This window comes from Streptomyces sp. NPDC057002 (assembly GCF_042673825.1).
Classification (GTDB): Bacteria; Actinomycetota; Actinomycetes; order Streptomycetales; family Streptomycetaceae; genus Streptomyces.
Genome location: NZ_JBHURZ010000001.1, coordinates 502,378 through 528,868, shown reverse-complemented (window position 1 = coordinate 528,868; position 26,491 = coordinate 502,378). Strand labels below are relative to the sequence as shown.

General features: G+C 72.0%; 27 protein-coding genes and 1 pseudogene. 16 read left to right on the top strand and 12 right to left on the bottom strand.

Annotation, left to right across the window (positions count from 1 at the left end):
* Positions 1-2 precede the first annotated feature (2 nt).
* From ACFT32_RS02415 to ACFT32_RS02390, 6 genes and pseudogenes are all read left to right on the top strand, one after another.
* Complete coding sequence (locus ACFT32_RS02415) at positions 3-413, top strand: roadblock/LC7 domain-containing protein (protein ID WP_003994857.1); 411 nt, start codon at positions 3-5, stop codon at positions 411-413.
* Positions 410-781 (top strand): DUF742 domain-containing protein, encoded by a 372-nt coding sequence (locus ACFT32_RS02410; RefSeq protein ID WP_193481280.1) that lies wholly within the window; start codon positions 410-412, stop codon positions 779-781. Before ACFT32_RS02415 ends, ACFT32_RS02410 begins: the two co-directional genes overlap by 4 nt.
* Entirely contained in the window at positions 762-1,367 is a 606-nt protein-coding gene (locus ACFT32_RS02405) for an ATP/GTP-binding protein (protein ID WP_382484858.1), read from the top strand. Before ACFT32_RS02410 ends, ACFT32_RS02405 begins: the two co-directional genes overlap by 20 nt.
* Entirely contained in the window at positions 1,364-2,614 is a 1,251-nt protein-coding gene (locus tag ACFT32_RS02400) for a cytochrome P450 (protein ID WP_382484856.1), read from the top strand. Before ACFT32_RS02405 ends, ACFT32_RS02400 begins: the two co-directional genes overlap by 4 nt.
* A 36-nt stretch (positions 2,615-2,650) precedes the next feature.
* Positions 2,651-2,862, top strand: a pseudogene (locus ACFT32_RS02395) (pyridoxamine 5'-phosphate oxidase family protein); the annotation flags it as partial.
* Positions 2,863-2,940: 78 nt separating this feature from the next.
* Positions 2,941-3,333, top strand: a complete 393-nt coding sequence (locus tag ACFT32_RS02390; RefSeq protein ID WP_184587117.1) for a VOC family protein — start codon at positions 2,941-2,943, stop codon at positions 3,331-3,333.
* Between the two features lie 23 nt (positions 3,334-3,356).
* On the opposite strand, the gene ACFT32_RS02385 is transcribed toward ACFT32_RS02390, so the two are convergent.
* The 3 genes from ACFT32_RS02385 to ACFT32_RS02375 are packed head-to-tail and all read right to left on the bottom strand — an operon-like array spanning position 3,357 to position 5,189.
* Positions 3,357-4,169, bottom strand: coding sequence for a thioesterase family protein (locus tag ACFT32_RS02385; protein WP_382484853.1), 813 nt, complete (start codon positions 4,167-4,169; stop codon positions 3,357-3,359).
* 8 nt (positions 4,170-4,177) lie between these two features.
* Entirely contained in the window at positions 4,178-4,504 is a 327-nt protein-coding gene (locus ACFT32_RS02380) for a branched-chain amino acid transporter permease (protein WP_382484851.1), read from the bottom strand.
* Entirely contained in the window at positions 4,497-5,189 is a 693-nt protein-coding gene (locus ACFT32_RS02375) for an AzlC family ABC transporter permease (protein WP_382484848.1), read from the bottom strand. The genes ACFT32_RS02380 and ACFT32_RS02375 overlap by 8 nt, the downstream gene beginning before the upstream one ends.
* Before the next feature lie 62 nt (positions 5,190-5,251).
* Here ACFT32_RS02375 and ACFT32_RS02370 point away from each other — a divergent pair, with 62 nt between their 5' ends.
* A complete protein-coding gene (locus ACFT32_RS02370) occupies positions 5,252-5,710 on the top strand; it encodes an Lrp/AsnC family transcriptional regulator (protein WP_382484846.1) in 459 nt (152 codons plus the stop codon).
* A 73-nt stretch (positions 5,711-5,783) separates the two neighbouring features.
* Here ACFT32_RS02370 and ACFT32_RS02365 read toward each other — a convergent pair whose 3' ends face one another.
* Positions 5,784-6,080, bottom strand: a complete 297-nt coding sequence (locus tag ACFT32_RS02365) for a DUF4235 domain-containing protein (RefSeq protein WP_189722001.1) — start codon at positions 6,078-6,080, stop codon at positions 5,784-5,786.
* 40 nt (positions 6,081-6,120) lie between these two features.
* A complete protein-coding gene (locus ACFT32_RS02360; RefSeq protein ID WP_382484842.1) occupies positions 6,121-7,143 on the bottom strand; it encodes a glutathione S-transferase family protein in 1,023 nt (340 codons plus the stop codon).
* 179 nt (positions 7,144-7,322) lie between these two features.
* Between ACFT32_RS02360 and ACFT32_RS02355 the strand changes: the two genes are divergently transcribed.
* Positions 7,323-8,243: a cation diffusion facilitator family transporter gene (locus ACFT32_RS02355; protein ID WP_382484840.1), complete on the top strand. Its 921-nt coding sequence runs from the start codon at positions 7,323-7,325 to the stop codon at positions 8,241-8,243.
* A gap of 93 nt (positions 8,244-8,336) precedes the next feature.
* Here ACFT32_RS02355 and ACFT32_RS02350 read toward each other — a convergent pair whose 3' ends face one another.
* Positions 8,337-8,786 (bottom strand): nitroreductase family deazaflavin-dependent oxidoreductase, encoded by a 450-nt coding sequence (locus tag ACFT32_RS02350; RefSeq protein WP_382484839.1) that lies wholly within the window; start codon positions 8,784-8,786, stop codon positions 8,337-8,339.
* A gap of 69 nt (positions 8,787-8,855) precedes the next feature.
* On the bottom strand, positions 8,856-9,488 hold the full coding sequence (locus ACFT32_RS02345) for a LysE family transporter (RefSeq protein WP_382484836.1): 633 nt from the start codon (positions 9,486-9,488) through the stop codon (positions 8,856-8,858).
* 368 nt (positions 9,489-9,856) lie between these two features.
* On the opposite strand from ACFT32_RS02345, the gene ACFT32_RS02340 reads away from it, so the two are divergent.
* A complete protein-coding gene (locus tag ACFT32_RS02340; protein WP_382484833.1) occupies positions 9,857-11,053 on the top strand; it encodes a cytochrome P450 in 1,197 nt (398 codons plus the stop codon).
* A gap of 19 nt (positions 11,054-11,072) precedes the next feature.
* Positions 11,073-11,273, top strand: coding sequence for a ferredoxin (locus ACFT32_RS02335; protein WP_372498772.1), 201 nt, complete (start codon positions 11,073-11,075; stop codon positions 11,271-11,273).
* Positions 11,274-11,282: 9 nt separating this feature from the next.
* On the opposite strand, the gene ACFT32_RS02330 is transcribed toward ACFT32_RS02335, so the two are convergent.
* Positions 11,283-11,834 (bottom strand): TetR/AcrR family transcriptional regulator, encoded by a 552-nt coding sequence (locus tag ACFT32_RS02330; protein ID WP_382484830.1) that lies wholly within the window; start codon positions 11,832-11,834, stop codon positions 11,283-11,285.
* A 92-nt stretch (positions 11,835-11,926) separates the two neighbouring features.
* Between ACFT32_RS02330 and ACFT32_RS02325 the strand changes: the two genes are divergently transcribed.
* Both ACFT32_RS02325 and ACFT32_RS02320 read left to right on the top strand, forming a co-directional pair.
* Positions 11,927-12,385, top strand: coding sequence for a nuclear transport factor 2 family protein (locus ACFT32_RS02325; protein WP_382484828.1), 459 nt, complete (start codon positions 11,927-11,929; stop codon positions 12,383-12,385).
* 28 nt (positions 12,386-12,413) lie between these two features.
* Positions 12,414-12,950 carry a flavoprotein gene (locus ACFT32_RS02320; RefSeq protein WP_382484826.1) on the top strand — a complete coding sequence of 179 codons (537 nt, stop codon included), beginning with the start codon at positions 12,414-12,416 and terminating at the stop codon, positions 12,948-12,950.
* Between the two features lie 3 nt (positions 12,951-12,953).
* On the opposite strand, the gene ACFT32_RS02315 is transcribed toward ACFT32_RS02320, so the two are convergent.
* On the bottom strand, positions 12,954-13,829 hold the full coding sequence (locus ACFT32_RS02315; protein ID WP_382484823.1) for a hypothetical protein: 876 nt from the start codon (positions 13,827-13,829) through the stop codon (positions 12,954-12,956).
* A gap of 214 nt (positions 13,830-14,043) precedes the next feature.
* Between ACFT32_RS02315 and ACFT32_RS02310 the strand changes: the two genes are divergently transcribed.
* A complete protein-coding gene (locus tag ACFT32_RS02310) occupies positions 14,044-15,012 on the top strand; it encodes an aldo/keto reductase (RefSeq protein ID WP_382484821.1) in 969 nt (322 codons plus the stop codon).
* Between the two features lie 59 nt (positions 15,013-15,071).
* Here the strand turns inward: ACFT32_RS02310 and ACFT32_RS02305 are convergent, their stop codons facing one another.
* Positions 15,072-15,911 carry a phytanoyl-CoA dioxygenase family protein gene (locus tag ACFT32_RS02305; protein WP_382484819.1) on the bottom strand — a complete coding sequence of 280 codons (840 nt, stop codon included), beginning with the start codon at positions 15,909-15,911 and terminating at the stop codon, positions 15,072-15,074.
* A 61-nt stretch (positions 15,912-15,972) separates the two neighbouring features.
* On the opposite strand from ACFT32_RS02305, the gene ACFT32_RS02300 reads away from it, so the two are divergent.
* On the top strand, positions 15,973-16,947 hold the full coding sequence (locus tag ACFT32_RS02300) for a helix-turn-helix domain-containing protein (RefSeq protein ID WP_382484817.1): 975 nt from the start codon (positions 15,973-15,975) through the stop codon (positions 16,945-16,947).
* Positions 16,948-17,189: 242 nt separating this feature from the next.
* Positions 17,190-19,298 (top strand): ricin-type beta-trefoil lectin domain protein, encoded by a 2,109-nt coding sequence (locus ACFT32_RS02295; RefSeq protein WP_382484815.1) that lies wholly within the window; start codon positions 17,190-17,192, stop codon positions 19,296-19,298.
* 11 nt (positions 19,299-19,309) lie between these two features.
* Here the strand turns inward: ACFT32_RS02295 and ACFT32_RS02290 are convergent, their stop codons facing one another.
* Both ACFT32_RS02290 and ACFT32_RS02285 read right to left on the bottom strand, forming a co-directional pair.
* Entirely contained in the window at positions 19,310-20,566 is a 1,257-nt protein-coding gene (locus ACFT32_RS02290) for an arsenic transporter (protein ID WP_382487010.1), read from the bottom strand.
* 65 nt (positions 20,567-20,631) lie between these two features.
* Entirely contained in the window at positions 20,632-23,019 is a 2,388-nt protein-coding gene (locus ACFT32_RS02285) for a SpoIIE family protein phosphatase (protein WP_382484813.1), read from the bottom strand.
* A gap of 257 nt (positions 23,020-23,276) precedes the next feature.
* Here ACFT32_RS02285 and ACFT32_RS02280 point away from each other — a divergent pair, with 257 nt between their 5' ends.
* The gene (locus ACFT32_RS02280) at positions 23,277-26,366 is read left to right on the top strand and encodes a glycoside hydrolase family 2 TIM barrel-domain containing protein (protein WP_382484811.1); all 3,090 of its coding nucleotides are present in this window, start codon (positions 23,277-23,279) and stop codon (positions 26,364-26,366) included.
* Positions 26,367-26,491: the final 125 nt, after the last annotated feature.

The window sequence follows — 26,491 nt, the reverse complement described above, 5'->3', positions numbered from 1 at the left end:
TCATGACGCAACAAGGAACAGATGTGAGCTGGGCGCTCCGCGATCTTGTCGAGAGCATCCAGGAGATCCGCTTCGCCCTCGTGGCCTCCAGCGACGGCAAGGCCATCACCTCCTACGGCGCTGAAGACCCCGACGACGTCGACCGCTTCGCCGCCGTGGTGGCCGGCCTGCAGGCCCTCGCCCAGCCGGTCGCCGAGCAGTTCCCCAAGTACGCCGGGCAGCTGCGCCTCGCGATGATCGAAGTCGACGGCGGGCACCTCTTCGTGGTCCGCGCCGGTGTGGAGACGTACCTCGGTGTCCTTGCCAGGGAAGGCCTCGACCAGGGCCTGCTCGGGCACCAGATGAGAGACCTGGCCCGCAGGATGGGTGAGCTCCTCGGCACCACTCCGCGCCTGGAGGAGCACTCTGGATGAGTGCTCCCCGCAGGCCGTCGGACCCGTCCGGTCTCGAGCGCTACTACGTCCTCACGGGCGGTCGCAGCGGACCGGGCGGTTCGGCGTCGAGCCTCGACGTGGCGACGCTGGTCGTCGCCCGCGCCGCCCCGTTACCGGGCATGCAGCACGAGCACGAGGAGATTCTCCGCCGGTGCCGCGATCCGCTGTCGGTCGCCGAACTCGGCGCTCACCTCGGGCTGCCCTTCAACATTCTCGCAGTGCTGCTGTCGGACCTGCTCGTCGCAGGTCGCGTCGAAGCCCGTAACCCCATCCCGGCACACGAAGCCGGCCGCGGGCCCGACCTCGCGCTCCTTGAGGAGGTACTCAGTGGACTTGAAAGGCTTTGACCAACCCGGAGGGCGGGCGGGCGGGGACGCCCGCTCGGTGAAGGTGATGATCGCCGGCGGGTTCGGCACCGGGAAGACCACGATGGTCCGGTCGGTCAGCGACATCAAGCCGCTCACCACGGAGGAGACCCTCACCCAGGCCAGTGCCGACGTGGACCGTCTCATCGGCGTCGCCGACAAGACGCAGACCACCGTCAGCCTGGACTTCGGCAAGATCGGCATCAACGAGAGCCTGGTGCTGTACCTGTTCGGCACGCCGGGGCAGGAGCGCTTCTGGTTCCTGTGGAACGGGCTGTTCAAGGGGGCGCTCGGCGCGATCGTCCTGGTGGACACCCGCCGACTGGAGTCCAGTTTCCGGGCGATCGAGGAGATGGAGCGGCAGGAGGTCCCCTTCGTCGTCGCCCTGAACGTCTTCCCCGACTCCGACAACTACCCGGTCGAGGAGATCCGGGACGCCCTGGACATCCCCGAGCACACCCCGGTCATCGCCTTCGACGCCCGCGACCGGGCCTCCAGCCGGGACGTCCTCGTCGCCCTGATCCACCACCTGAAGGAACGCTCGGCCGTGGCCCTGGAGCCCCGATGAACGATCAGACCGAAAACGCCGTTCAGGTCCCGAGCGGCTGCCCCGTCGCCCATCACGGGTCCGATCCGGCCCGGCTGTACGGGCCGGAGGCGGCGACCGACCCGGTGGGCATCTACGAGCGGCTGCGCAAGGAACACGGCTCGGTCGCACCCGTCCTGCTCGAAGGCGATGTGCCCGCCTGGCTGGTCCTCGGCTACCGCGACAACCGGCGGGTGCTCGACAACCCCCGTCAGTTCAGCCGGGACGCGCGCATCTGGCGGGACTGGACGGAGGGGCGCGTGGCGGAGACCTCGCCGCTCATCCCGATGCTCGGCTGGCGGCCGGACTGCGTGTCCCAGGACGGTGATCCGCACCGCAGGCTGCGGGCCGCCGTCACCGACGGACTCCAGGCCGCCGCGGTCCGGGGCATCCGGCGCCACGCGACCCGCATCGCGAACAAGCAGATCGACGCGTTCGCCGACACCGGGCACGCCGACCTGGTGAAGGACTACGCCGAGTACCTGCCGATGCTCGTCCTCTCCCGCATCCTCGGGCTCCCCGAGGCGGAGGGCCGGGACCTGGTCGAGTCCTGCGCGCAGGTCTTCAAGGGCGGTGAGGACGCCCTCGTGCACAACGAACGCATCATGGTGATCCTCGGCGAACTGGCCGAGCGCAAGAAGTCCGAACCCGGCGGTGACTTCACCACCGCCCTGCTGGAGCACGCGGCCGGGCTCGACGACGAGGAGGTGGTCAGCCATCTGCGTCTCGTGTTGATCGCCGCGCACACCACCACCAGCAATCTGCTGGCCCGGGTCCTCCAGCTCGTCCTCACCGACACCGCCCGGCTCACCGGACTGATCAGCGGCCAGCTGAACATCTCCGCCGTGGTGGAGGAGGTCATGTGGAACAGCCCGCCGCTGGCCGTGCTGCCGGGCCGGTTCGCGGCCGGCGACCTGGAACTAGGCGGCCACCAGATCCAGGAGGGCGACCTGCTGTTGATGGGCCTCGCGGCGGGCAATGTCGACCCCGACGTCCGGCCGGACATCGGTGTCTCGGTCCAGGGCAACCAGGCCCACCTGGCGTTCAGTTCCGGTCCGCACGAGTGCCCCGGGCAGAGCATCGGCCAGTCCATCATCGCGATCGCCGTGGACGTCCTGCTGCACCGCCTGCCGGGCCTGACCTTGGCCGCACCGCCGGAGGAGCTCACCTCGACCGCCTCCACGTGGGAGTCCCGGCTGGACAGCCTCCCGGTCGAGTTCGCCGTGTAGCGGTGGTGCCCGGCCCTCCGGCCGGGCACCAGCACGTTCGCCACCCCCGCGTCGAGCCCCACCGGACGCAACCTGACCGCGACCGGCCGCGCCCGGGTGGGCATCGGGCCGGCCCGTGATCCCCGCCGGCCGGCCACGCCGTACCTCTGCTTCCGCGTCGTAACCCGGCGGTGCAGGTCTGGCGGGAGGCCGACGAACCGGACGGCCGTGAACTCATGCGCGACGGACGGTGGTTGAGGGCCGACTGAATCGGCCGTACCGGGATAACCGCAAGGTACGAGGCCGCGGGGCAGCACGCCCCGCGGCCGGAATCCTGCGGAGGAGACATGGCCCTGGTGAAAGCGGGTGTCCTGGTGCTCGACTGCGCCGAGCCCGAGAAGCTCGCCGTGTTCTACAAGGAGTTGCTGGAAGGGGAGGAGTCGGACGCGACGGCCAACCGGGTGGAGATCAAGAGCGCCGACGGGTTCCGGATCGCCCTGCGCCGGGACGTCAACGCCACCCCGCCCAGCTGGCCGCGCCCCGAGAACTCCCTCCAGGCCCATCTGGAGTTCGTGGTGGACGACCTCGACGCGGTGGAACGCCGGGTCATCAGCCTGGGCGGACGCCCCCTGGAGGCCAAGGACGCCTCGGGCCCCCTGGAGGAACGCGGCTACGCCGACCCGGCGGGCCACTCCTTCACCCTGCGGCGCACCGCGCCGACGGCACCCAAGCAGGGCTGAGCGCGGCGTTTCCCCGACGCCGTTCAGCCGGTCGCCGGCAGGGGCCGGAGGGTGAGGATCTGCTGGGCGTGTCCGACGGGACCGGTGAGGTCGTGCAGGACGGTGCTGGTGACGCCCTGGCCGGTCGGGCCGAAGGCGACGGTGGTGTCGAGCCCCGTCCAGCGGCCTTCCGGCCGGCGGTGGAGATGCAGGGTGAGGTCGACGTTGGGGAACATCCATTCGCTGGGCGGCCGGCGTACGGCGATGCCGTTGGCCGTGTCGACGAGCGCGATGTAGGAGGCGAGAGGGCTCACGGCCTGTCCGGCCACGAGTCCGACACGGGTGGAGACCCAGGCCGTCGTGCGGCCCGGCCGCGGGGACGCGACCGGCCGGACGTCCAGGGAGGCGATGTACCCGCCGGGCCACACGGAGGTCAGCGGCCAAGGGGCGAGCGCCTCGGGAGGGGTGAGTGCGTCCGCGGTGTCACCGGCGACCTCCCTGGTGTCGTGGTCGGCGAGGAGCCAGGCGCGGGCCCGCACGACGGGACGGCCGGCTATGAGCGCAACCGCTTCGAGGAGTTCGATGGTGCGGCCCGGCCGGAGGGTCTCCACCCGGATCTCGCACTCGTCCAGGGCCAGTCGGCCGAGGATGTCGAAGCTGATCCGGGACAACGTCAGGCCGCCGTCCGGCCGTCCGGCCAGGTACCGGTCGACGGCGTGGACCATGAGGCCGGCCAGCGGGCTGAAGTGCTGCTCGTCCGGGTCCCACGCACCGCTCGCGTGGACGGTGGGCTTGAAGCGGTGCGTGTCGACGGGCTCGTAGTAGTGGTCGGTGTGCAAGGGGCGCGTGCCTTTCATGAAGGGAATCAGTGGGCGAAGACCGCGCTGGCCAGGGCCACATGGACGGCCGTGCCGGCGAGGATGCTCAGCAGGGCGTTGCGGAGCCACAGGTGCAGGCCGACGGTGACGGCCAGGGCGGCCAGCGGGGCCACGGCGCGCGACTCGGTGACCGGCAGATCGCGCAGGCAGTAGACCACCAGGATCACCATCACCCCGGCGGGCATACGGGCGCTGAGGTACCGCACGGTGTCGCTGGCCCGCAGCGGCGCCAGGGCGGCGAACGGCATGGCGCGCAGGGACCAGGTCACGGCTGCGGTGACGAGGACCGCGACGACGGCGTAGGTGTCAGACATGCGCGGGCTTCCTCCGGTCGGCGAGCCGGCGTGCCAGGAGGCCGGCGGTGAACAGGGCGAAAGCCGCCAGCAGCAGTTGACCCGGGAAGAGCAGGCGGGCGCCCAGGGCGCAGAGCAGGGCGAGCACGGGGGTCGGCAGGTCGCCCCGCAGGTCACGGACCGCGTCGAGGGCGAGAACGACGAACAGGGCGGTCAGGGCGAAGTCCAGGCCGGTGACACCGTCCGGGATGAGGGAGCCGAGCAGGGCCCCGGCGGTCGCGCTGCCGGCCCAGTACAGGTGCATGTAGAACTGCAGCCACAGGATGCGCGGGCCGGACCAGCCGCGGGCCTGCTCGGTCGCGGTCAGCGCGTACGCCTCGTCGGTGAGGGCGAAGGTGCTGTAGGTCCTGGCGAACCGGCCCCGCACACGGTGCAGGGGAAAGGACAGCGCGTAGAAGACGTGCCGTGCCTGCACCAGGAAGGCGGCCAGGGCGATGGACACCAGCGGCGCGGCGGCCACGACCATGCCGATCAGCAGGAACTCGAACGAACCGCCGTAGACCACCGCCGCGGACAGCCCGGCCCACCACCAGTCGAGCCCCGACTGGACGACGAGCGCCCCGAAGGCGAGACCGAGCGGCACCATCCCGAGGCCCACGGAGGCACAGTCCTGGAAAGCGGCCCGCGCCGCAGGGCTTATTCGCATGTCGACATTTTAGAAAAGTGCACGCCTCATATGGTTGCCGATGATGGCCCTATGATCTCCATATGGGCAATGAAAGTGGCCTCGATGCCGTCGATCGAGAAATTCTGTTTCATCTGCGTCAGGACGGACGGCTGTCGAACGTCGAGCTCGCCAAGCGGGTGGGGCTGACGCCGCCCCCCTGCCTGCGCCGGGTCAAGCGTCTGGAGGAGAGCGGCGTCATCGCCGGCTACCGGGCCGTCATCGACCCCAAAGCCGTGGGCCGCGAGCTCGAAGTGCTCATCGACGTCGAGATCTACGCCCAGGACCGCAGGACCGTCGAGGAGTTCGAGACCACCGTGGCCTCCTATGAGGAGGTCGTCGAATTCCGGCGGATGTACGGACGCCCCGACTACTTCCTCCGCGTCGCCGTCGCCGACCACGCCGCCTATGAGGCCTTCATGATGGGCAAGCTCAGCGGCCTGCCCGCCGTGCTGCGCCTCGAGTCCCACCTCACCATGAAGACGATCAAGGTGGACGGCTGAGCGGACGCCCGGCACGGACCGGCCCCGCCCGCGGTACATGCCGGGCGAGGCCGGGCGAGGCCGGGGCTCTTTGTCAGTCCCTGCCGCCCTTCTCGTCGGCCGGCCACGCGCCGGTCGAACGCTCGATGGCCTTGGCGCCCGCGCGGTCCACGGCGCTGCGCACCACCGCGAAGATGGCGCCCTGGACCGCGGCGGCCAGCAGGATCTCGCCCCAGCCGCGGTCCCGGTCCAGCGCGTCGGGCGCGTCCTCCTCGTGCCGGATCGCCATCCACGTCTTGCGGAAGGCGAGCCCGGCCAGCCAGCCGCTCGACCAGCCCAGCACGAACCCGAGGGGCTGGTAGGCGAGGGGCATTTTCTTCTTCTTGGCCACGGGGATCTCCTTGTTCGCTCAGGGGGGTGGGTGGGAGTGGTCAGGGGGTGTGCGCGGCCGGGACCCGCTCCTCGGCGCGGACCGGCCCAGGCGGAGTGCCGTCACCGAACGGCCGGCCGCCCAGCTCCTCGCGGTGGTGCGGGGTCGGCCACCCGGACAGGTCCGGCCCCAGCGGCACGACGTGGGTCGGGTTGATGCCGGTGTGCACCTGGTAGTAGTGGCGCTTGATGTGGTCGAAGTCGACGGTGTCCCCGAACCCGGGCGTCTGGTACAGGTCGCGGACGTACCCCCACAGCACATGGTTCTCCGTCAGCTTCCAGCGGTTGCACTTGAAGTGGCCGTGGTAGACGGCGTCGAAGCGGACCAGCGTGGTGAACAGCCGGATGTCCGCCTCGGTGATGGTGTCCCCGACGAGGTACCGCTGCCGTTCGAGTCGGTGCGCGAGCAGCTCCAGCCGCCGGAACACGCCCGCGCAGGCGGTCTCGTACTCCTCCTGGCCGGTGGCGAAACCCGCCCGGTACACACCGTTGTTGACGTCCTCGTAGACGTCCGCCATCACCGCGTCGATCTCGTCGCGCAGCGCGTCCGGGTACAGGTCCGGCGCGCCCTCCCGGTGCAGGGCGGTCCATTCGGTCGCGAGGTCGAGCGTGAGCTGCTGGTAGTCGTTGGTGACCAGCTTCCCGCTGGGCACGTCCACGATCGCCGGCACACTGACACCGCCGGGGTAGTCGTTCTCCCGCCGGTCGTAGGCCTCGCCGAGGTAGCGGATGCCGAGAACCGGGTCGCGGCCGTCCTCGTCCAGCGTGAAGCGCCAGCTGCGGTCGTCCTGGAGCGGGTCGGCGACGGCCAGGGACAGGGCGTCCTCCAGGCCGAGCAGCCGCCGGGAGACCAGCGACCGGCTCGCCCACGGGCAGGCGCGGCTGACGACCAGACGGTAGCGGCCGGCCTCCACCGGCCAGCCGTCCCGGCCGTCCGCCGTGATCCGGTCCGCGAAATGCGCCTTGGACCGTTTGAACGACCTCCTGCCGTAGGCGCTGTTGCCGTCGCCGTCGTCGCGGCTCATGGGGGAGACCTCCTTCGCGTATGTGTGGCCCGCTCGTCGTGCGAGTGCCCCGTCTGTCGTGCGTGTGCCCTGGTGAACGCGTTCCCCTTTTTCCGCCGACGGCACGGTGTGAGCACCGCCGACCGGGGCAATCGGCGTGGGTGACTCATGAAGGAACTGATCGGAGGACACGCGTCACCGTGCTGGTGGCGCTCGGCGCCAACCTGGTGATCGCGGTCGCCAAGGCCGTCGGAGGCCTGGCCGCGGGATCACCCGCCCTGCTGTCGGAGGCGGCCCACTCGGTGGCCGACAGCCTGAACGAAGTGTTTCTGCTGGCGGCTCTGCGCCGCAGCCGCCGCCCCGCCGACCGGCGTCACCCCTTCGGCTACGGCAAGGAGCGGTTCTTCTGGTCGCTCCTCGCGGCGGTCGGGATCTTCGTCATGGGCGGCTGTTTTTCCTTCTTCCAGGGCTTCGAGGCCCTCGCGAGCGGATCGGAGGAGAAGCTCAGCGGCTATGTCGCCGGCCTGATCGTGCTCGGCATCGCCCTCCTCGCGGAGGGCGGCTCCTTGTTGCGCGCCCTGTACCAGGTACGCCGGCAGGGCGGCACCCGCGCCGGGCTGCGCGACCCGGCTCTGCGGACGGTCGTCGCCGAGGACGGCACCGCGGTGCTGGGCGTCACGCTGGCCATGATCGGCATGGCCCTGCACATGGTCACCGGCCAGGTGGTGTGGGAGGCGTCCGCCTCGCTCGCGATCGGCGCGCTGCTGGTCTACGTCGCCTTCCGGCTGGGCCGTGACGCGCGCGACCAGCTGATCGGCGAGGCGGCCGACCCGGAGTCGAGCGGGCGGATCCATGCGCTGCTGCGGGCGCAGCCCGAGATCGACAGCGTGGAGGCACTGTTCACGATGAAGACGGGCCTCGACTCGGCCCTCGTGGCCGCCCGGGTCGACCTTGTGCCCGGCCTGGACAGCGAGCACGTCGAGGACGTCGCCGTGCGCATCAAGCGCTCCATCGCCCGGACGGTGCCCGAGGCGCACCAGATCTTCCTCGATGTCACGGACCGCCGCGCCCGGGAGGCAGCAGAAAGCCCCGCCGCGACGGGGGAACGCGGCGGGGCCTGAACCACGCGTGCCCCGCCGCCGGGGGTTCATGCACACCGGGCGAAACTTTTCTGCCGGTGGCTTTCCCGGGGGCTGGGGCGGGCCGGCTCTGTGTCACTCGCCTTCTGCCGGCTCCAGTACGAACAGCGGAATCTCCCGGTCCGTCTTCTTCTGGTAGTCCGCGTAGGCCGGATATGCCGCGACGGCCCGGTCCCACCACTCGGACTTCTCCTCGCCCGTCACCTCACGGGCGGTCATGTCCTGCTTCCGGGGCCCGTCCTGGAGCTCGACATGCGGGTCGGCCTTGAGGTTGAAGTACCAGACCGGGTGCTTGGGCGCACCGCCGAGGGAGGCGACGGCGGCGTAACGCCCCTCGTGTTCCACCCGCATCACCGGTGTCTTGCGCAGCTTGCCGCTCTTGGCGCCCCGGGAGGTCAGGACGACGACCGGCATCTTGGATCCCTGCAGCGTCGTCCCCTCCGTACCGCCGGAGCTCTCGTACAGTTCCACCTGCTTGCGCACCCACTGCGTCCTGCTGGGTTCGTACTCGCCTTCGAGAGGCATGGCATTCCGTCCCATCGTCGTGTCAGAGGCCGACTGGTACCTGGTACTCAACATCGGTACGCCCGGGAATCATCCTGGAGAAACCGCCATTCGGACGGCCAGAGCCGTCATCACCCCACTCGCCACCAGCGCCGTGGCCAGTCTGCCCCGGTGACCGGTCAGCGCCCGGCCCAGCAGGGCACCGCTCCCGGCGAGCAGCACCTGCCAACTGGCGGATGCGGCGAAGGCGGCCAGGACGAACACACCCTGTTCCACCGGCCCGGCCGGACCCGTGGCCTGGGAGCCGAGCACCAGCGCCGCGAAGTAGATCACGGTGGTGGGGTTGAGCAGGGTGATGCCGAGCAGCCCCGCGAAGGCGCGGGCGGGACTCGGGGGAGCGGTGGCCGTGCGCGTGGCGAGCCGGTGGCCGCGGTACTCGCGCAGGGCACCGGCCGCGCCCCACACCGCCAGCCCGAGCAGCACCAGGACACAGACCCAGCGCAGCGGCCCGAGCACCGGCCGCAGCGCGGCGGCCAGGGCCGTGCCCCCGAGCGTGGCGGCGAGGGCGTACAGCCCGTCGGCGGTGGCGACGCCCAGCGCGGCGCAGACACCGGTACGCAGGGATGTGCGGGCGGTGAGGGAGACGAGGTAGGTGCCGACGGCGCCCACGGGGACGGCGATGCCGTACCCGGCGAGCAGCCCCGCGAGGAGCGCGGCCGTCATGACCGCGGCGGCGTCGGCCCTCCACGGCGGCCGGACCGCTGCTGTCGGCGCGCGGCAGAAGCGGCGACGGACAGCGGCAGCGACGGCGGAAGGACCTCGAGCGTAGGCATGGCTGGATCCTGGGGCCTGTCCCGCCGCGGCGACAACCGGTTTTCGAATCGCCGCCATGACTTCCTGGGAGCCCCGGCTCCCGGCAAGGGCCCTGTTCGCACGCCACGGACCCCGACCCCGGACCTCGAACGTGAAGACGGCATTCCCCGGCCATGTTTGCAGCCGCCACCGATCTGGCCGAACTTCGCGTCGCTCTATAGGTGCCCGGGGCATCTAATGATGATCGGCACGACGCACTACTCGTCTGCGAGGTCTTCATGACGGACACGACCGCACCCGTCGTCTTCCCCCAGAGCCGGACCTGCCCCTACCAGCCGCCCGCCGCCTACGACGCGCTGCGCACCGAGCGCCCCCTCACCCGCATCTCGCTCTTCGACGGCCGCGAGGCCTGGCTGGTCAGCGGGCACGCGATCGCCCGCGCGCTGCTGGCCGACCCGCGTCTGTCGTCCAACCGCGACCGGCCCGGCTTCCCCGCCCCGACCAAGCGGTTCGCCGGGATCCGCAACCGCAGAACGGCCCTGCTGGGCGTCGACGACCCCGAGCACCGCACCCAGCGCCGCATGGTCGTCGGGGACTTCACCCTCAAACGGGCCGTCGAACTCCGGCCACGGATCCAGCAGATCGTCGACGAGCGGCTCGACGCGATGATCGCCCAAGGCCCGACCGCGGACCTGGTGACCGCCTTCGCGCTGCCCGTGCCGTCCATGGTGATCTGCGCCCTGCTCGGCGTCCCGTACTCCGACCACGACTTCTTCGAGACCCAGTCACGGCGGCTGCTGCGCGGCCCGGAGACCGCCGACGTGCTGGACGCCCGCGACCGGCTGGAGGACTACTTCGGCGAGTTGATCGACCGCAAGCGGGAGAAGCGAGGCACCGGTCTGCTGGACGACCTGGTCCACCGGCGGCCGGACGAGGGCGCACTCGACCGCGACGGCCTGATCGCCATGGCCCTCATCCTGCTGGTCGCGGGCCACGAGACGACCGCCAACATGATCTCGCTCGGCACCTTCACCCTGCTCCAGCACCCCGAGCGGCTCGCCGAACTGCGCACGGACCCGGGCCTGCTGCCGACCGCGGTCGAGGAGCTGATGCGGATGCTGTCGATCGCGGACGGCATGCTGCGGCTGGCCGTCGAGGACATCGAGGTGGCCGGGACGACCATCAAGAAGGGCGAGGGCGTGGTCTTCGCGACCTCCGTCATCAACCGCGACGAGACGGTGTACCCCGATCCGGACACGCTCGACTGGAACCGCCCCTCCCGGCACCATGTCGCGTTCGGCTTCGGCATTCACCAGTGCCTCGGGCAGAACCTCGCCCGCGCCGAGCTGGAGATCGCCCTGCACACCCTCTTCGCCCGGCTGCCCGACCTGCGCCTGGCCGCCCCGGCCGATGAGATCCCCTTCAAGCCGGGCGACACGATCCAGGGGATGCTGGAACTCCCCGTGACCTGGTAAGAGGCTTGCGCACATGCACATCGACATCGAGATCGACACGGACGTCTGCATCGGCGCCGGCCAGTGCGCCCTGACCGCCCCGGAAGTGTTCACCCAGGACGACGACGGCTACAGCGCCCTGCTGCCCGGCCAGGAGGACGGCGGCGGCAGCCCGCTGGTGCGGGAGGCGGCCCGGGCCTGCCCGGTGAGCGCCATCACCGTCTCGGAGAGGGTGAGCTGAAACCCGGGCTCACATGGTCCCCAGGAGCAGCCGGGCCGCCTCGCGCGCCTCGGCCGCGGGCTCGGCGCTCCTGGTGACACCCGCCGTGACCATGGCACCCTCGGCCAGCAGGAACAGCTGCCCGGCCAGCGCGCCGGGCAGCTCCGCCGCGTCCACGAGCGAGGCGAGGTAGTCCCGGAACGCCCGCTTGTGTGCGCGCACTTGGCCGGCCACGCGCGGGGACGTGGCGCCGAGCTCGCCATAGGCGTTGAGCCACGCGCAGCCGCGGAAGCCCGGCTCGCCGAACCACCCGCCGAGCCAGTCGAACACGGCCAGGATCCGCTCCCGGGGCTCCCCGTGCCGCTCGACGTACTCGGCCAGCTGCCCGCGCCAGCGCGTGTCGCGCCGCTCCAGATACGCCTCGACCAGCTGCTCCTTCGCCGGGAACAGCTGGTAGAGCCGTTTGAGCGAGACCCCGGACGTGCCGCGGACGTCGTCCATCCCGACGGACTGCACGCCCCGCCCGTAGAACAGCTCCTCGGCCGCGTCCAGCGCCCGCTCCCGGGCCACCGCGCTGTCCATGTGCCACCACTCCTTGACGAGAGAACGAGCGTTCTCCTACCGTAGCAGCCCTCGGGAGAACGTTCGTTCTCCAACGTGACCAGGGAGATTCGATGACCGACCGCCCGCCCCTGCCGCCCTTCACCCGCGAGAGCGCCGCGCAGAAGGTCCAGGCCGCCGAGGACGCATGGAACACCCGCGACCCGCACAAGGTCGCCCTCGCCTACTCGGAGGACTCCGTCTGGCGCAACCGCGACACCTTCGTCACCGGCCGCGCCCGGATCGTCGAGTTCCTGACCCGCAAGTGGGAGCGCGAGCAGGAGTACGCGCTGCGCAAGGACCTGTGGGCCTTCGACGGCAACCGCATCGCCGTCCGCTTCCAGTACGAGTGCCGGGACGCCGAGGGACAGTGGTGGCGCTCCTACGGCAACGAGCTGTGGGAGTTCGACGAGCACGGCCTCATGACCCGCCGCGAGGCGAGCATCAACGACGTGCCGATCGAGGAGAAGGAGCGCCGCGTCTTCGGCCCGCGGCCTGAACAGGAGCGCGGACGCACCTTGCCGGTCCAGTGAGTTCGGGGGAGTCGCTAGGGTTTCCGGGATGACCGAACAGGCCGCCCGCAAGCCCTTCCTCTACGTCGTCGTCTGCGCCGCCGGCATCGCCGCGGACGTCAGCAAACTGATCACCGCCGCGCAGGAGCGGGACTGGGAGGTCGGCGTCATCGCGACGCCCGTCGCCATGAACGGCTTCTTCGACACCGCCGCCGTCGAAGCCCAGACGGGCCGCCCGATCCGCTCCGCCTGGCGCACCCCTGGCGAGCCCCGCCCGTTCCCTGCGCCCGACGCCCTGGTCCTCGCGCCCGCCACCTTCAACACCGTCAACAAGTGGGCGGCCGGCATCGCCGACACCCTCGCGCTGGGCACCCTGTGCGAGGTCGCGGGGCTCGGCGTGCCGATCGCCGTCCTGCCGTGCGTGGCAGACGCCCTGGCCGCCCACCCCGCCTACCGGGACAGCCTCGAACGGCTGCGGGGGATGGGCGTGCGGTTCGGGCAGCCGTACACCGGAGAACCGGGCGAGGACGGCGGGCGGCCGGCGTTCGGCTGGGAGCGGGCGCTGGACCTGGTCGAACGGGACTGACGGTCAGCCGCAGCCGACCGTGGGCCCCTCCACCATGCCGCCGGTGTACAGCGCCTGCCCGCGCGGCATCCAGTAGCCCAGCTTCGAGACCACCGTCGAGCAGGCGGCCCCCTGGGTGACCTGGACCCGAACGGTGGCCGGACGGCCCGGCTGGAGGTCGGTCAGCGCACAGTCCACGGAGTACGTCAGCCTGGCCTCGGACGGGGCCCGTCCGATCAGCGGGTTGACGCACCGGGCGTCCGCCGTGCTGATCCGCACCCCCTTGCTCTCCTCGCCGATCAGCCCGAAGCGGGCACTGCCGTCGCCCTGTTCGCTGTCGCGGTACACCCGGTACGTCAGCGTGGTGGTGGCCCCGCGACGCAGGGCGGTCCGGTCGACCTCGACGCGGTGCGTGGGCCGCTGCTTCGGCGCGCTCAGGGTGAGCGTGGTCCGGACCGTGCCGCGCAGATCCACACCGCCCGGCGTGGAGCGGACGTGCACGGTGGCCGTGACGTCGTAGGTCCCCGGGCCGGGGTACGGCTGCGAACCGGGGAGCGTCCCGGAGGCGACCGTCCGGCCCTGGCGTTTCGCCGTCCAGGTACCGGAGGTCAGACAGGCGTACCGGGCGGAGGTGCCGGGACGGACGCAGTTCGCGGGGGCCGAGACCGCCATCACCGGGGTGCCGCTGCCCGCGCACAGGCTGACGGTGGCCCGCTCGCCCTCCGGTCCGCGCAGGGTGCCCGCGGGTGCGCACAGCGTCGCCGGTCCCTCGGCCGCCGGAACCTGCGCCCGGACCTCGTACCCGGGCGGGGCCGGCCGGCTCCAGGCGGTCGAGATCAGGGCGAGGGACGCCGCGGCCGCCCCGGTCAGGATCCTGAGTGTCCTCCGTCGTGCCGCCACGCCTGCTCCCTTGCGCCGCCGACCGGCCGGGCGCCGGTCACCTGCGCCGAGGATGCGGCAGCGGTCCGGCCGCCCCGTCGCTCCCACGCCGTGCGGTCACCTGTGGGCAGCAACGATGACGGCCCGTCAGCCGGTCCGGCGCACCCTGCCTTCGAGCGCACACGAGCACGTACGCTCCCCCTGAAACCCCCTCCCGAAGGCAGGAGCAGCAACGATGCAGTACGTGAAGCTCGGTTCGACGGGCCTGGACGTCTCCCGGATCTGTCTGGGGTGCATGACCTACGGCCTGCCCGACCGCGGCCGTCACGAGTGGACCCTCGGCGAAGAGGCCTCGCGCCCGCTGATCCGGCAGGCGGTCGAGGCGGGGATCAACTTCTTCGACACGGCCAACGTCTACTCCGACGGCACCAGCGAGGAGATCACCGGCCGTGCCCTGCGCGACTTCGCCCGCCGCGACGAGATCGTGCTCGCGACGAAGGTGAACGGCCGGATGCGGCCCGGACCGAACGGCGGCGGACTGTCCCGCAAGGCGATCCTCACCGAGCTCGACCAGAGCCTGACCCGCCTCGGCACCGACTACGTCGACCTCTACCAGATCCACCGCTTCGACCCGCTCACCCCCGTCGAGGAGACGATGGAGGCCCTGCACGACGTCGTCAAGGCCGGCAAGGTCCGCTATATCGGGGCCAGTTCGATGTACGCCTGGCAGTTCTCCAAGGCCCAGTACACGGCCCGCCTGAACGGCTGGACGCGCTTCGTCTCCATGCAGAACCACTACAACCTCATCTACCGCGAGGAGGAGCGCGAGATGCTGCCCCTCTGCGCGGACCAGGGCGTGGGCGTACTGCCCTGGAGCCCGCTCGCCCGCGGCCGCCTCACCCGCGACTGGGACACCACGACCGACCGCAGCGCCACCGACACCTTCGGCAGCAACCTGTACCAGGAGGGCGACCGCACCATCGTCGAGGCCGTCACCCGCATCGCGGCCGACCGCGACGTCCCCCGCGCCCAGGTGGCCCTGGCCTGGCTGCTCCACCAGAACACGGTGACGGCCCCGATCGTCGGAGCGTCGAAGCCGCAGCACCTGGAGGACGCGGTGGCCGCAGTCGACCTCCAGCTCAGCGACAAGGAACTCGAGGAACTGGAACGCCCCTACACAGCACATCCGATCGCCGGCCACTGAGCTTTTTCAGGGGCGCGAGGAACTGCGCGACCAGCCACAATGGCGCTGCGGACAACCGATCAGTGAGGCCCCTGCGGCGCGAACTCAGTCCCGCAGGGCCCCGCCCCCTCGCTCTCCCGCAGAGCGACCCGCGCCCCACTCATCGACAACGTCCGGTAGAACCGTCCGATCCGCTCCGCCGACCGCCCCACATAGTGCCCGATGAACGACCGCCGGAACCGATCACCCGAACGGTTCGGCTGCGACCCGTGCACCAGACTGCCGTTGAAGAACAGAACATCCCCCGGCGACATGTCCACCGGCACGGCCGCCAGCCCGGGCGGCGGCGGAACATACTCCCGGGCGAAGGAAACCCCCTCATCCGCCTCCTCCGGGCAGAACACATCCATCCGGTGCGTGCCCGGCACGACCTCCAGCCCGCCGTTCTCCCGGTCGATCACGTCACACGCCAGCCACGCCGCCACGCACGTCCCCGGCTCCACCCGCAGATAGAAGTTGTCCTGGTGCAGCGCCTGGCCCCGGGCGCCCGGCGGCTTGAAGTAGAACATGCTCTGCGCGGCCAGGACCTCCTCCCCGAGGAGCACCTCCAGGACGGTGCGCAGCCGGGCGTCCAGCAGGACGTCCCGGGCGAGGCCGCTGATCTCGTGCGGGTGCATCACCCGCGGCCAGACGCGCAGCGGATCCGCGTCCGCCCCGGACGCACGCGGCTCGAAGTGCCCGGGAACCGGGCCGCCCGCGTGCAGCGCCGCGAACTCGCCGCACAGCCGCTCGACCTCGTCGGCCCCGAAGAGCCCGCGCACGACGGTGAAACCGTCCTCCTCGAACCCCTCCCGGTACCGCCGGAGCCCGGCGGGGTCCAGGATGGGAGCGCCGGCGGCGCCGTTGCCCGTGACTGTCATGAGCGCACTCCTCGGTCGGGTGTCCACGGTCCGACACTAGGCCGCCCTGTCGTCGAGGAGGATGCCCGTGCGTGCTGACGGATTGCCCGGCACTGCTGAGAATGGGAACGACGGGGACCCCGCCCCGCCTCCCGGCCTGGTCGTGCTCGGCCACTTCGACCAGCCGCCCGGCTACGCCGTCAACCGCCCTCGGGGCTCGGCGAGCTGGCTGTTCACCTGGACCACGGGAGGCCGGGGCCGGCTGCGGCAGGGCGCCGTTGAGACCTCGGTCGGCGCAGGTGACCTCGTGGTGCTCGCCCCGGGTGTCCCGCACGGCTACGCGGTGGAGCCCGGCGCCCGGCACTGGCGGTTCTGGTGGGCGCACTGCCAGGCCCGCCCGTCGTGGGCCGGGTGGCTGCGGCCGTACGACGCCGGTGACGGGGTGTACGTGGTCACGTCCGCCCCGGCCGGTGTGCACGGCCGCGTCGAGTCGGCGTTCCGGCGGATGCACACCGACGCCCGCTGGACCGGGACCGAGGCGCCGCCCGCACCGGTGCCCCCGGACGGGCAGGTCGCCGTCGCACACGGCAGCGCGGCCCGCGAACTCGCCCTGAGCGCGCTCGAGGAGATCGTCCTGCTCACCGCCGCCGGCGCCCGGCCGGCGGCACCCCGCCCCGGCCTCGACCCACGGATCCGCCGGGCCGAGGAGCTGATCGCCGCCGACCCCGGCGCCCCGCACACCGTCCGCTCGCTCGCCGAGGGCGTCGCCCTGTCGCCGTCCCGCTTCGCCCATCTGTTCAGCCGCCAGCTCGGCCAGTCGCCCATGCGCGCCCTGCGCGAGGCGCGGCTGCGGCACGCCGCGCGGCTGTTGGAGGGCACCGACCTGCCCGTGGAACGGGTGGCCGCGGCCTCGGGCTTCGCCAGCCCGTTCCACTTCAACCGCGTCTTCCGCGAGCGCTACGGGATGCCGCCCGGCGCCTACCGGACACGGTACGGCGACCCGTCCGGCCCGGCGGTTTCCGCACGGCGACGGGAACCGGGCGAATACCTGCCATAAAAACCGCGCAGGCAGCCCGGAAATCCCTTTCGAGCCGCTGATTGACATTTTGTCAAAAAGCCCTGGCCGCCTACGTAATGCACGAAACCGCGAGATCTCTTGTTCCCTGTCGCTGAGCTGTGCAAAGGTGTGCCCTGTCGGCGTGCGGACAGCGCGCCTTTCTTTCGTATGCGCGAGGCCGCCGTGCCTGCATACCCCTTGGTATGGACTTTATTCCGCATGTCCTTGAGAGGAATGCAGCCGTGAACGACGCAAGTCCGTCGAATTCCCCGGCCCCGGCCCGCAGGTTCGGCCCGACGGACGAGCAACTGAGCGCCGAGCTCAGGAAGTGGACGGGCGCGACGCCCGCGCTTCATCCCGTCGGTGAGCTGCTGGACCGGCACTGGGAGGCGGCTTTCGCCTACGCGCGGCTGTGCACCGCCGGTCCGCATTTCGCCGGAATGCTCACCACCGCAGCCTTCACCCGGCTCTTCGGCGAAAGCCTGCGCCAGAACGGCCCGACATCGGCCTGGCGGCCTCAGCTGCTCGTCACCGTGCGGCGGATCGCGGCCGAGTGGGCCACCGACCACCGACGCGACATGCTCCACCCGGACCTGCGGTCCGAGGCCGGTGACGGGGAGCGACCGGCCGCCCGGCTGCTGCCGCCGCAGCACCGGCGCCTGCTGTCCGGGGCCTTTCAGCGGCTGCCCCAGTCGGCCCGCTGCCTGCTGTGGCACGTGGAGGTCGAGGCCGAACCGCTCGCGGCTCCCGCCGGGTTGCTCGGCCTGGACGAGGAGGGCGCGCGCGTCGAACTGGGCCGGGCCCGTGACCGGATGCGCGAGGAGTGCCTCCAGCTGCACCGCGAACTCGCCCCCGACGAGGAATGCCGGCGTTATCTGCGCCTGCTCGACGTGACGTACAGACGTGGCGCCCTCGATCTCGACCCCGATCTACGCGCGCATATCGGGGGATGCGGGCACTGCAGCGCCGCCGCGGACCAGCTCGACCGGTTCAACCACGGGCTCGGCGTCGCCCTGGCGGAGGCGGTGCTGGGCTGGGGCGGGCAGGACTACGTGGAGAGCGCGGCGAGCGCGGCGAGCGCGGCGAGCGCGGCGAGCGGCGTCGCTGAGGCCTCCCCGGAGAGCGGAGTTCCCGGGGACGTGGCCGGCACGGAGCCGGCCGGCGCCGCGCGTGCGGAATTCCCGGACCCCGTCCTCCTGGCCGGAGCGGTCGGGGAGTCGTTCACCGACCCCGTCGAGCCGGTGGCCACGCCACCCGCCCCCGCAGCCGAAGGGGAAGCGGGGGCCCCACCGCGGGTCCGGGTTCCGGCGCGGGACCAGCCGCAGGACAGGGCGCAGGCCTTGGTCCACGCCCATGAGGCATTCCCCGCCACCCCGGCCGACGCGCCGGCACCGGCCGGGGGAACGGCCCCCGGCCCGGACGCCGTGGGCCCCCGCACCGCCTCGCCCAGATCCGCCCACAAGGCGGCCCGCCGTGCCGCCCGCCGCCGTAACCTCACCGTGGGCATCCTGACCGTCAGCGGCCTGGTCGTCCTCCCGCTGGTCCTCTGGTCCATCGGCAACTCCGGCGACACGGCCCCGCCGGCCGGCGGGGACCGGCCCTCCGAGGCATCCGACCCGGGCGCGGGCAAGCCGACCGGCGATCCGTCCTGGATCGGGGCGGGCGAGGCCCGCAAGGGCGCGCTGCGCGGCCGGCTGCACAACGTGGCCTCGGGCCTGTGTGTCGGCGTCGACGGCAAGAAGGCCGTCGAGAACGCGGAAGCCGAACTCACCACCTGCTCGTCGGCGCCCGCCCAGCAGTGGACGTACGAGACCGACGGGCTGCTGCGCAACGGTGCCGCCCCCGACCTGTGCCTGGACTCACGGCTCGGCTACTCGGTGCGGCTGGCCCCCTGCGCCGGCCCGTCCCGGCCCGACGTCAAGGACATCAGCTACGACTTCATCCTGCAGGGCGCCCTGGTGCCCCGCCGGGACCAGGAGCTCGCCCTGGCCCCGGCCGCGACCGACGGCTCGGGGGCCCTGGTCCTCAAGACCCGGGCGGACGACGAGGTCCAGCGCTGGGTGATCGACACCTCCAAGACCGATCTCCAGATGGAGGTCGTCAACTGGGAAGCCGCCGCTCCGGTGCCGCAGCCCGAGCCCACCCCGACCCCCAGCCCCACACCGTCGAGGACACCCGAGCGGGCCCCCACCCCGACCGCCACTCCGTCGACGTCCCGGCCTGCGCCCCCGAGCCCGTCGCCCAGCACCACGTGCCACTACTACGGCTACTACTGCTCCGGGAGCGGCGACCACGGCTATGGCTACGGCTACGGCTACCCCGGCTACGGCTACGGGGGCCGCGGGCACTGACCGGGCGCGGCTCAGCCCCCGACGACCGCCAGCGACAGCCACAACGCCACCACGGCCGGCACCAGCGCGGCGGGTACCGCGAGCAGCCCGAGCCGGGTGAACTCCCCGAGCTCGACGCGGTGCCCGTGCCGCTGCACGATGCGCCGCCACAGCAGGGTCGCCAGCGAACCGGCGTAGGTCAGGTTGGGGCCGATGTTCACGCCGAGCAGCACCGCCAGCACGGCGCCGGGACCGGCCCCGGCGGTCAGCGGCAGCAGCACCAGCACCGCGGGCAGGTTGTTGATGAGGTTGGCCAGGACGGCGGCCAGCGCGGCCACGCCCAGCAGCGCGAGCAGGCCCGAGCCGTCGGGCAGCACACGGTGGAGCGCGTCGGCGAGCCCGTTGTCGACGACCGCGCGCACGACCACGCCGAGCGCGAGCACGAACGCCAGGAAGGCCGGGGACGCGGAGCGCACCACCGTCAGCGGGGTGGCCCGCCGCCGCAGCAGTGCCCGCCCGGCCAGCACCAGCGCACCCGCCAGCGCGGCCCACGCCGGTGCGATCCCGAGGGCCGAGGCCACGACGAACCCGGCCAGTGTGCAGCCCACCGTGACCAGGGCGAACAGCGGCAGCTCGGGAGGCCGCGCGGGGTCGGCGGCCGGGAGGGGAGCGGCCAGTTCCCGGGCGAAGAAACGCCGGAAGACCCAGTACTCGGCGCCGATCGCGACCAGCCAGGGCAAGGCCATCAGCGCCGTGAACCGGGTGAAGCTCAGCCCGCTCGCCGAGAAGGCGAGCAGGTTGGTCAGGTTGGAGACCGGCAGCAGCAGCGAGGCGGTGTTCGACAGGTGCGCGCACGCGTAGAGGTGCGGCCGGGCCTGGACGCCCATCCTGGTGGCGGTGGCGAGCACGACCGGTGTCAGCAGGACGACCGTGGCGTCCAGGCTGAGCACGGCCGTGATGACGGAGGCCAGGGCGAACACCGCGGTCAGCAGCCGCCCGGGGCGTCCCGCCGCCCAGCGGGCCATCCACGCCCCGCACGCCGTGAAGAGTCCCTCGACGTCGCAGAAGTGGGCGAGCACCAGCACGGCCGCGAGGAAACCGACCACGGGCCCCAGTCGCTGGATCTCCTCCCACGCGTGCATGGGCGAGATCACTCCGACGGCGACCGCGAGCCCGGCGGCCGGAACCGCCAGTACGGCCTCGGGCAGCCCCTTCGGACGGACGACGGCCCAGACGAGGACCGCGGCCAGCAGCGCAACGGACAGGACTTCGGCGAGCGGGGTGTTCAGGGCGGAGTCCTCCGGGGCGTGTTCAGGCGGTGCCCGCCCATGAAACCAGGCTCCGGTAAGAACGCTCACATCGCGTCGAGCATCGTCAGCTCCGCCCAGATCGTCTTGCCGTCGGGGGTGTGCCTGCTGCCCCAGCGCTGGGTGAGCTGGGCGACCAGGAGCAGACCGCGGCCCCCCTCGTCCCAGGTCTTGGCCCGGCGCAGATGCGGGGCCGTGTGGTTGGTGTCGGACACCTCGCAGATCAGTGTGGCCGCGTCGTGGATCAGCCGTAGCCGGATGGGCTTGGCGCCGTAGCGGATGGCGTTGGTGACCAGCTCGCTCACCACCAGCTCCGCGGTGAACGTGGCCTCGATCAGCCCCCAGCGATCGAGCTGTTCGACGACCTGCTTGCGGATGGGGGCCACCAGCGCCGGGTCGGCCGGGATGTCCCACGTCGCGACCTGGGAGGACGGCAGGCCCCGGGTGCGGGCCAGCAGCAGGGCCACGTCGTCGGCGGAGCCGCCCGAGGGGAGCAGCGCCTGCAGCACGCGGTCGCAGACCTCGTCCAGCGAGCCGGCGGGGGCCGACAGGGCCTCGCGGAGCATCTGCTGGCTCGTGTCGACGTCCCGTTCGCGGCTCGCGAGCAGCCCGTCCGTGTGGAACGCCAGGACACTGCCCTCCCGCAGCTCCACCTCGGCGCTCTCGAACGGCAGCCCCCCGACACCGAGCGGGGGACCGGAGGGCAGGTCGAGCTGCCGGGCCGGGCCGTCCGGCGGGACCAGGAAGGGCTGCGGGTGCCCGGCCCGGGCCAGGGTGCAGCGCCGCGACACCGGGTCGTACACCGCGTAGAGGCAGGTCGCGCCCACCTCCCCGGTGCCGGCCGCCTCCTCGCCGCCGGACTCCTGAGAGAGCCGGACGACCAGGTCGTCGAGGTGGGTGAGCAGTTCGTCGGGGGCCAGGTCGATGTCGGCGAGGGTGCGGACGGCGGTGCGCAGCCGGCCCATGGTGGCCGAGGCCTGGATGCCGTGGCCGACGACGTCCCCGACGACCATGGCGACCCGCATCCCGGACAGCGGGATCACGTCGAACCAGTCGCCGCCCACACCGGAGCGGGTGGCCGGCAGATAGCGGGAGGCCGCCTCCACCGCGGCGGTGCGCGGCAGGTGGCGGGGCAGCAGGCTGCGCTGGAGCGTGAGGGTCGTCTCCCGCTCGCGGGAGTAGCGGCGCGCGTTGTCGATGCAGACGGCGGCCCTGGCCGTGACCTCCTCGGCCAGCATCACGTCGTCGTCGGTGAAGTTCTCGGGGCGCCGAAAGCGGGTGAACACCGCGACCCCGAGGATGGTGCCCCTGGCCTGGAGCGGGACGGACATCGTGGAGTGGATGCCGTACTCGCGGACTCGCCGGAAGCGAACCGGGTCCCAGGCGAGCCACCGTTCGAGGTCGTCCTCCGATCCCGACGCCACCACCGCGTGGCCCGCGGTCAGCGAGGCTGCCTGCGGGGAGGACGCCGGGTAGACCTCCACCTGCCCCGGCTTGGCGACGGCCTCGGGGCTGCCCGCGTTGACCGACTGGTGGGCCGCCCGGCGCAGGCTCACCGGCGGGACGGGCGGCCCGGCGGACTCGCCGCCGTGCTCCCGGGTGTCGAGCAGGTCGACGCTGACGAAGTCGGCGAGCGCCGGAACGCACACTTCCGCCAGCTCCTGGGCCGTACGGGTGACGTCGAGGGTGGTGCCGATGCGCACGCTCGCCTCGTTGACCAGTTGCAGCCGCTCCCGTGCCCGGTACTGGTCGCTGAAGTCGTGGGCGGTCACGCACACGCCCCGCACCTGGCCCGACGGGTCGGTGAGCGGTGCGATCCGGGCCAGCCACGCGTGCGCCCCCCGGGTCTCGCCGCTGGCCTTCATGTACGTCTCCATGTCCTGCCGCCGGCCGGTGCTCAGCACCCGGCGCAGATTCTCCTCGAGCTCGGTGTTCTGCGGCCGGCTGCCGATATCGGTGGGTCTCAGACCCCGCAGGCGGTCGGCGGGCATCCCGAGGAGGTCGGCCATGGCGTCGTTGAGGCCGCGCAGCCGCAGTCCCTCGTCGAAGATCATCGTGGCGCAGGGTGACTGGGTGAGGGCCGACCGCACCAGCGGGTCGTCCGCCTGCTCCACGTCGGCGGCCTCCGGCGGGGACACCGCGAACCACTCGGCCGTCTCGCCCTCCGGCGGTCTGCGGTGGGCGAGCACCCACACGGACACCGTGCGGCCGTCGCGGCGCCGCAGCGCGAGCATGCCGCTCCAGCGGGCGTCGTGGGGCGCGGGCGGCGCGTCCGCTTCGTCGGCCAGCAGCTCGACGGCCGGGCGGCCCACGACCTCCGCGGACGTGTGGCCCAGGAGACGGCGGGCGCCTTCGCTCCACCCGGTGAGCGTGCCGTCGGCGGCGATGACGGCACGGGCGGCCATGCCATCGTCCAACGGCTCGTCCGGGATCATCGTCGCCACTCCATACGGACACTCACAGTGATCAGAGAGGTCGCTTGAGTTCCAGCCTAGTCCGTAGGCGCCCGACGTGAACGGGTAACCCCGGCAGCGCCCGGCCGTGCCGGGGCGTGGCGTGATTCCGGCCGATGTGACGCCTGGGACAGAAGGATGTCGCCGCACCCTTGACGGCCGTGTGTGACACCTCGACAGAATCTGTTTGTTCGCGATCAGTTGTGAGTACTTCTGGGCCTTGATGAGGGAGAGCCGCCATGTCGGTCACGCGCAGATCGGTCCTGCTCGCCTCCGCGGCGGCGCCCGCGGCCGGAGCGCTGTTCGGTGCCCCGGAGGCGTGGGCCGCCGAGGAGGTGCGCGGCGCGTCCGGCCGCAGCACCGTCGCCCTGCGCGACGGCTGGCGGTTCGCGCTGGTCAACCCGGGTGGCATCACAGACCCGACCGGCGCCTACGCCGACGCCGCCCTGCCCGGCTACGACGACTCCGGGTGGCGCGAGGTCGCCGTCCCGCACGACTGGAGCATCGAGCAGGCCCCCACCACCGAGCACGGCACCACCAGCGGCACGGGGTTCCTCCCCGGCGGCCTCGGCTGGTACCGCCTCGCCTTCACCCTGCCGCCCGCCCTCGCGGACAAGCGGATCTCGGTGGAGTTCGACGGCGTCTACATGGACTCCCACGTCTACTGCAACGGCGAGGAGGCCGGCCGCCACCCCTACGGCTACACCGGCTTCGCCTTCGACCTCACCGACCTGGTGCACACCGACGGCACCACCGAGAACGTGATCGCGGTCAAGGTCCAGAACCGGCTCCCCAGCAGTCGCTGGTACTCGGGCAGCGGCATCTACCGCGAGGCCCGTCTGGTGATCACCGAGCCGGTGCACGTGGCCCGCTGGGGCACCCACGTCCGCACGCCCGAGGTCTCCGCCGAGCGGGCCGTCGTTCGGATCGACACCTCGGTCGTCGACGCGTCGGGCACGGGCGCGGACGTCGAGGTCGTCTCCCGGATCGTCGACCGGAAGGGCCGCACGGTCGCCCGTACCTCCTCCACGGTCGCCGTCACCGACGAGAAGACCGAGACCCACGAACTCCTCGTCGAGCGGCCTGAGTTGTGGGACATCGCCGCCCCGCACCGCTACACCCTCCACACCGAACTGCGCGTCGGCGGCCGGACCACCGACACCTACCGCACCCCCTTCGGCTTCCGCACCTTCCGCTTCGACCCGGACGAGGGCTTCTTCCTCAACGGCACCCACCACAAGCTCAAGGGCGTCGACCTCCACCACGACCTGGGCGCACTCGGCGCGGCCGTCAGCAACGACGCCATCCGCCGGCAGCTGCTCATCATGCGGTCGATGGGCGTCAACGCCTTCCGCACCTCCCACAACCCACCCTCCCCGGAGATGATCGAGGTCTGCGAGGAACTCGGCATCGTCATGCTGGTGGAGGCGTTCGACTGCTGGAAGAGCCCCAAGACGCGGTACGACTACGGCCGCTTCTTCGACGAGTGGGCCGACAAGGACATCGCGGAGATGGTCCTGGCCGCCCGCAACTCGCCCGCCGTCCTGATGTGGTCCATCGGCAACGAGGTGAGTGAGTTCACCTCCACCGCCGGACTCGCCATGGCCGACCGGCTCATCGCCGCCATCAAGGCCTACGACACCACCCGCCCGGTCGTGATCGGCTCCCACCGGCACCGCAGCGTGCCCGCCCCGGGCTCTCCCGGCGATCTGATCCTCGCCAAGATCGACGGCCTCGGCCTCAACTACAACACCGCCAAGTCGGTGGACGCCCTGCACGCCCGCTACCCCAAGCTGTTCCTGTTCGAGTCGGAGTCGTCCTCGGAGACCTCCACCCGCGGCGCCTACCAGGAGCCCGAGCACCTCAACACCGGCGAGGACTACACGCCCGGCCGGCGTGCGACCTCCTCGTACGACAACAACCTCGCCTCCTGGACCATGAGCGGCGAGTACGGCCACAAGAAGGACCGGGACCGCAAGTGGTTCGCCGGGCAGTTCCTGTGGTCGGGCATCGACTACATCGGCGAGCCCACGCCGTACGACGTCTTCCCGGTCAAGGCGTCCTTCTTCGGCGCGGTCGACACCGCCGGCTTCCCGAAGGACATGTACTACCTCTTCCAGAGCCAGTGGACCGAGCGGCCGATGGTCCACCTGCTGCCGATGACCTGGAACCACACCGAGGGCGACACGGTCGAGGTCTGGGCGTACGCCAACGTCGACACCGTCGAGCTGTTCCTCAACGGAAAGTCCCTGGGCGTACGGCGGTTCGACACCAAGAAGACCGTCGACGGCCGCGCGTACCTGGAGACCACGGAGGCCACCGGCGACGACAAGACCTTCACCGACGGCCCCTACCCCGGCAGCTACACCAGCCCCAACGGCAGTGCCGGAAAGCTGCGCCTGACGTGGAAGGTGCCCTACGAGCCGGGCGAGCTGAAGGCCGTCGCGCGCAGGGACGGCAAGACGGTAGCCACCGACGTACTGCGCACCGCGGGCGCCCCGCACGCCATACGCCTGACACCGGACCGCGAGTCCCTCGCCGGGGACGGCCGTTCGCTGGTCTTCGTGACGGCCGAGGTGGTCGACCGGCGCGGCGTGGTGGTGCCCGGCGCGGAGCACCTGATCTCCTTCGAGGTGGCGGGCGGTTCCCTCGCCGGGCTCGACAACGGCCGGCAGGAGAGCGCCGAGCGCTACCAGGCGAGCACCCGCACCGCCTACCACGGCAAGGCCCTCGCCATCGTCCGCTCCGGCGCGCGGCCGGGCACGGTGCGGGTGACAGCCCGGGCCGCCGGCCTGCGCACCGGCACGGTGACCGTCCGCGCCACCCCGGCCCGGGACCGGGCCGAGACGATCCCGCCCGCCTTCGGGCCGGAGCATCCGGCTCCGCTGGACTACCCGCACGCGGACGCCGGTTACTCCGGCCGCCCGGACACCCTGCCCGCCGCCATGCTCGACGGTGATCCGGCCACCGGCTGGTCCAACGGCTTCTTCAAGCAGGCCACGGCCCTGCTGCCCGCCTTCGACGGGGCCCGCGGAGAGGACTGGGTCTCGGTCGACCACGGGCGCACCCGCGACTTCGACCGGGTGGACGTGTCCTTCACGGCGGACGCCACCCACAGCCTGCCCGCGGCCATCGAAGTGGCGGTGTGGGACGGCCGGGCGTGGCGGGCCGTGCGGGACACCGCGATCGACTGGGCCACCGCCTCCGACGCCGCCACCGTGATCACCTTCAAGCCCGTCCGCGGCTCCCGGATCCGGCTCACCCTGACCAGCCGCCACCCCGACGAGGCACGGGGCGCGATGCGTATCAGCCGACTGGACACCGTCTAGGCCGCACCGGTCCGGACGGGCGGCGGACAGCCAGTCCCGTCCGGACCGTTGACGGAGTGTCACATCAGCCACAACCATGGCGGGCATCCGTATTTGGGAGCGCTCCCACGACGAGCGCCACCCGC

Coding starts and splice junctions, on each gene's coding strand:
- ACFT32_RS02330 (WP_382484830.1), bottom strand. CDS start 11,834: ATGGACAGCGCGGTGGCCCGGGAGCGGGCGCTGGACGCGGCCGAGGAG.
- ACFT32_RS02325 (WP_382484828.1), top strand. CDS start 11,927: ATGACCGACCGCCCGCCCCTGCCGCCCTTCACCCGCGAGAGCGCCGCG.
- ACFT32_RS02320 (WP_382484826.1), top strand. CDS start 12,414: ATGACCGAACAGGCCGCCCGCAAGCCCTTCCTCTACGTCGTCGTCTGC.
- ACFT32_RS02310 (WP_382484821.1), top strand. CDS start 14,044: ATGCAGTACGTGAAGCTCGGTTCGACGGGCCTGGACGTCTCCCGGATC.
- ACFT32_RS02380 (WP_382484851.1), bottom strand. CDS start 4,504: ATGTCTGACACCTACGCCGTCGTCGCGGTCCTCGTCACCGCAGCCGTG.
- ACFT32_RS02340 (WP_382484833.1), top strand. CDS start 9,857: ATGACGGACACGACCGCACCCGTCGTCTTCCCCCAGAGCCGGACCTGC.
- ACFT32_RS02375 (WP_382484848.1), bottom strand. CDS start 5,189: ATGCGAATAAGCCCTGCGGCGCGGGCCGCTTTCCAGGACTGTGCCTCC.
- ACFT32_RS02300 (WP_382484817.1), top strand. CDS start 15,973: ATGCCCGTGCGTGCTGACGGATTGCCCGGCACTGCTGAGAATGGGAAC.
- ACFT32_RS02390 (WP_184587117.1), top strand. CDS start 2,941: ATGGCCCTGGTGAAAGCGGGTGTCCTGGTGCTCGACTGCGCCGAGCCC.
- ACFT32_RS02280 (WP_382484811.1), top strand. CDS start 23,277: ATGTCGGTCACGCGCAGATCGGTCCTGCTCGCCTCCGCGGCGGCGCCC.
- ACFT32_RS02385 (WP_382484853.1), bottom strand. CDS start 4,169: ATGAAAGGCACGCGCCCCTTGCACACCGACCACTACTACGAGCCCGTC.
- ACFT32_RS02370 (WP_382484846.1), top strand. CDS start 5,252: ATGGGCAATGAAAGTGGCCTCGATGCCGTCGATCGAGAAATTCTGTTT.
- ACFT32_RS02410 (WP_193481280.1), top strand. CDS start 410: ATGAGTGCTCCCCGCAGGCCGTCGGACCCGTCCGGTCTCGAGCGCTAC.
- ACFT32_RS02415 (WP_003994857.1), top strand. CDS start 3: ATGACGCAACAAGGAACAGATGTGAGCTGGGCGCTCCGCGATCTTGTC.
- ACFT32_RS02360 (WP_382484842.1), bottom strand. CDS start 7,143: ATGAGCCGCGACGACGGCGACGGCAACAGCGCCTACGGCAGGAGGTCG.
- ACFT32_RS02345 (WP_382484836.1), bottom strand. CDS start 9,488: ATGACGGCCGCGCTCCTCGCGGGGCTGCTCGCCGGGTACGGCATCGCC.
- ACFT32_RS02285 (WP_382484813.1), bottom strand. CDS start 23,019: ATGATCCCGGACGAGCCGTTGGACGATGGCATGGCCGCCCGTGCCGTC.
- ACFT32_RS02400 (WP_382484856.1), top strand. CDS start 1,364: ATGAACGATCAGACCGAAAACGCCGTTCAGGTCCCGAGCGGCTGCCCC.
- ACFT32_RS02350 (WP_382484839.1), bottom strand. CDS start 8,786: ATGCCTCTCGAAGGCGAGTACGAACCCAGCAGGACGCAGTGGGTGCGC.
- ACFT32_RS02305 (WP_382484819.1), bottom strand. CDS start 15,911: ATGACAGTCACGGGCAACGGCGCCGCCGGCGCTCCCATCCTGGACCCC.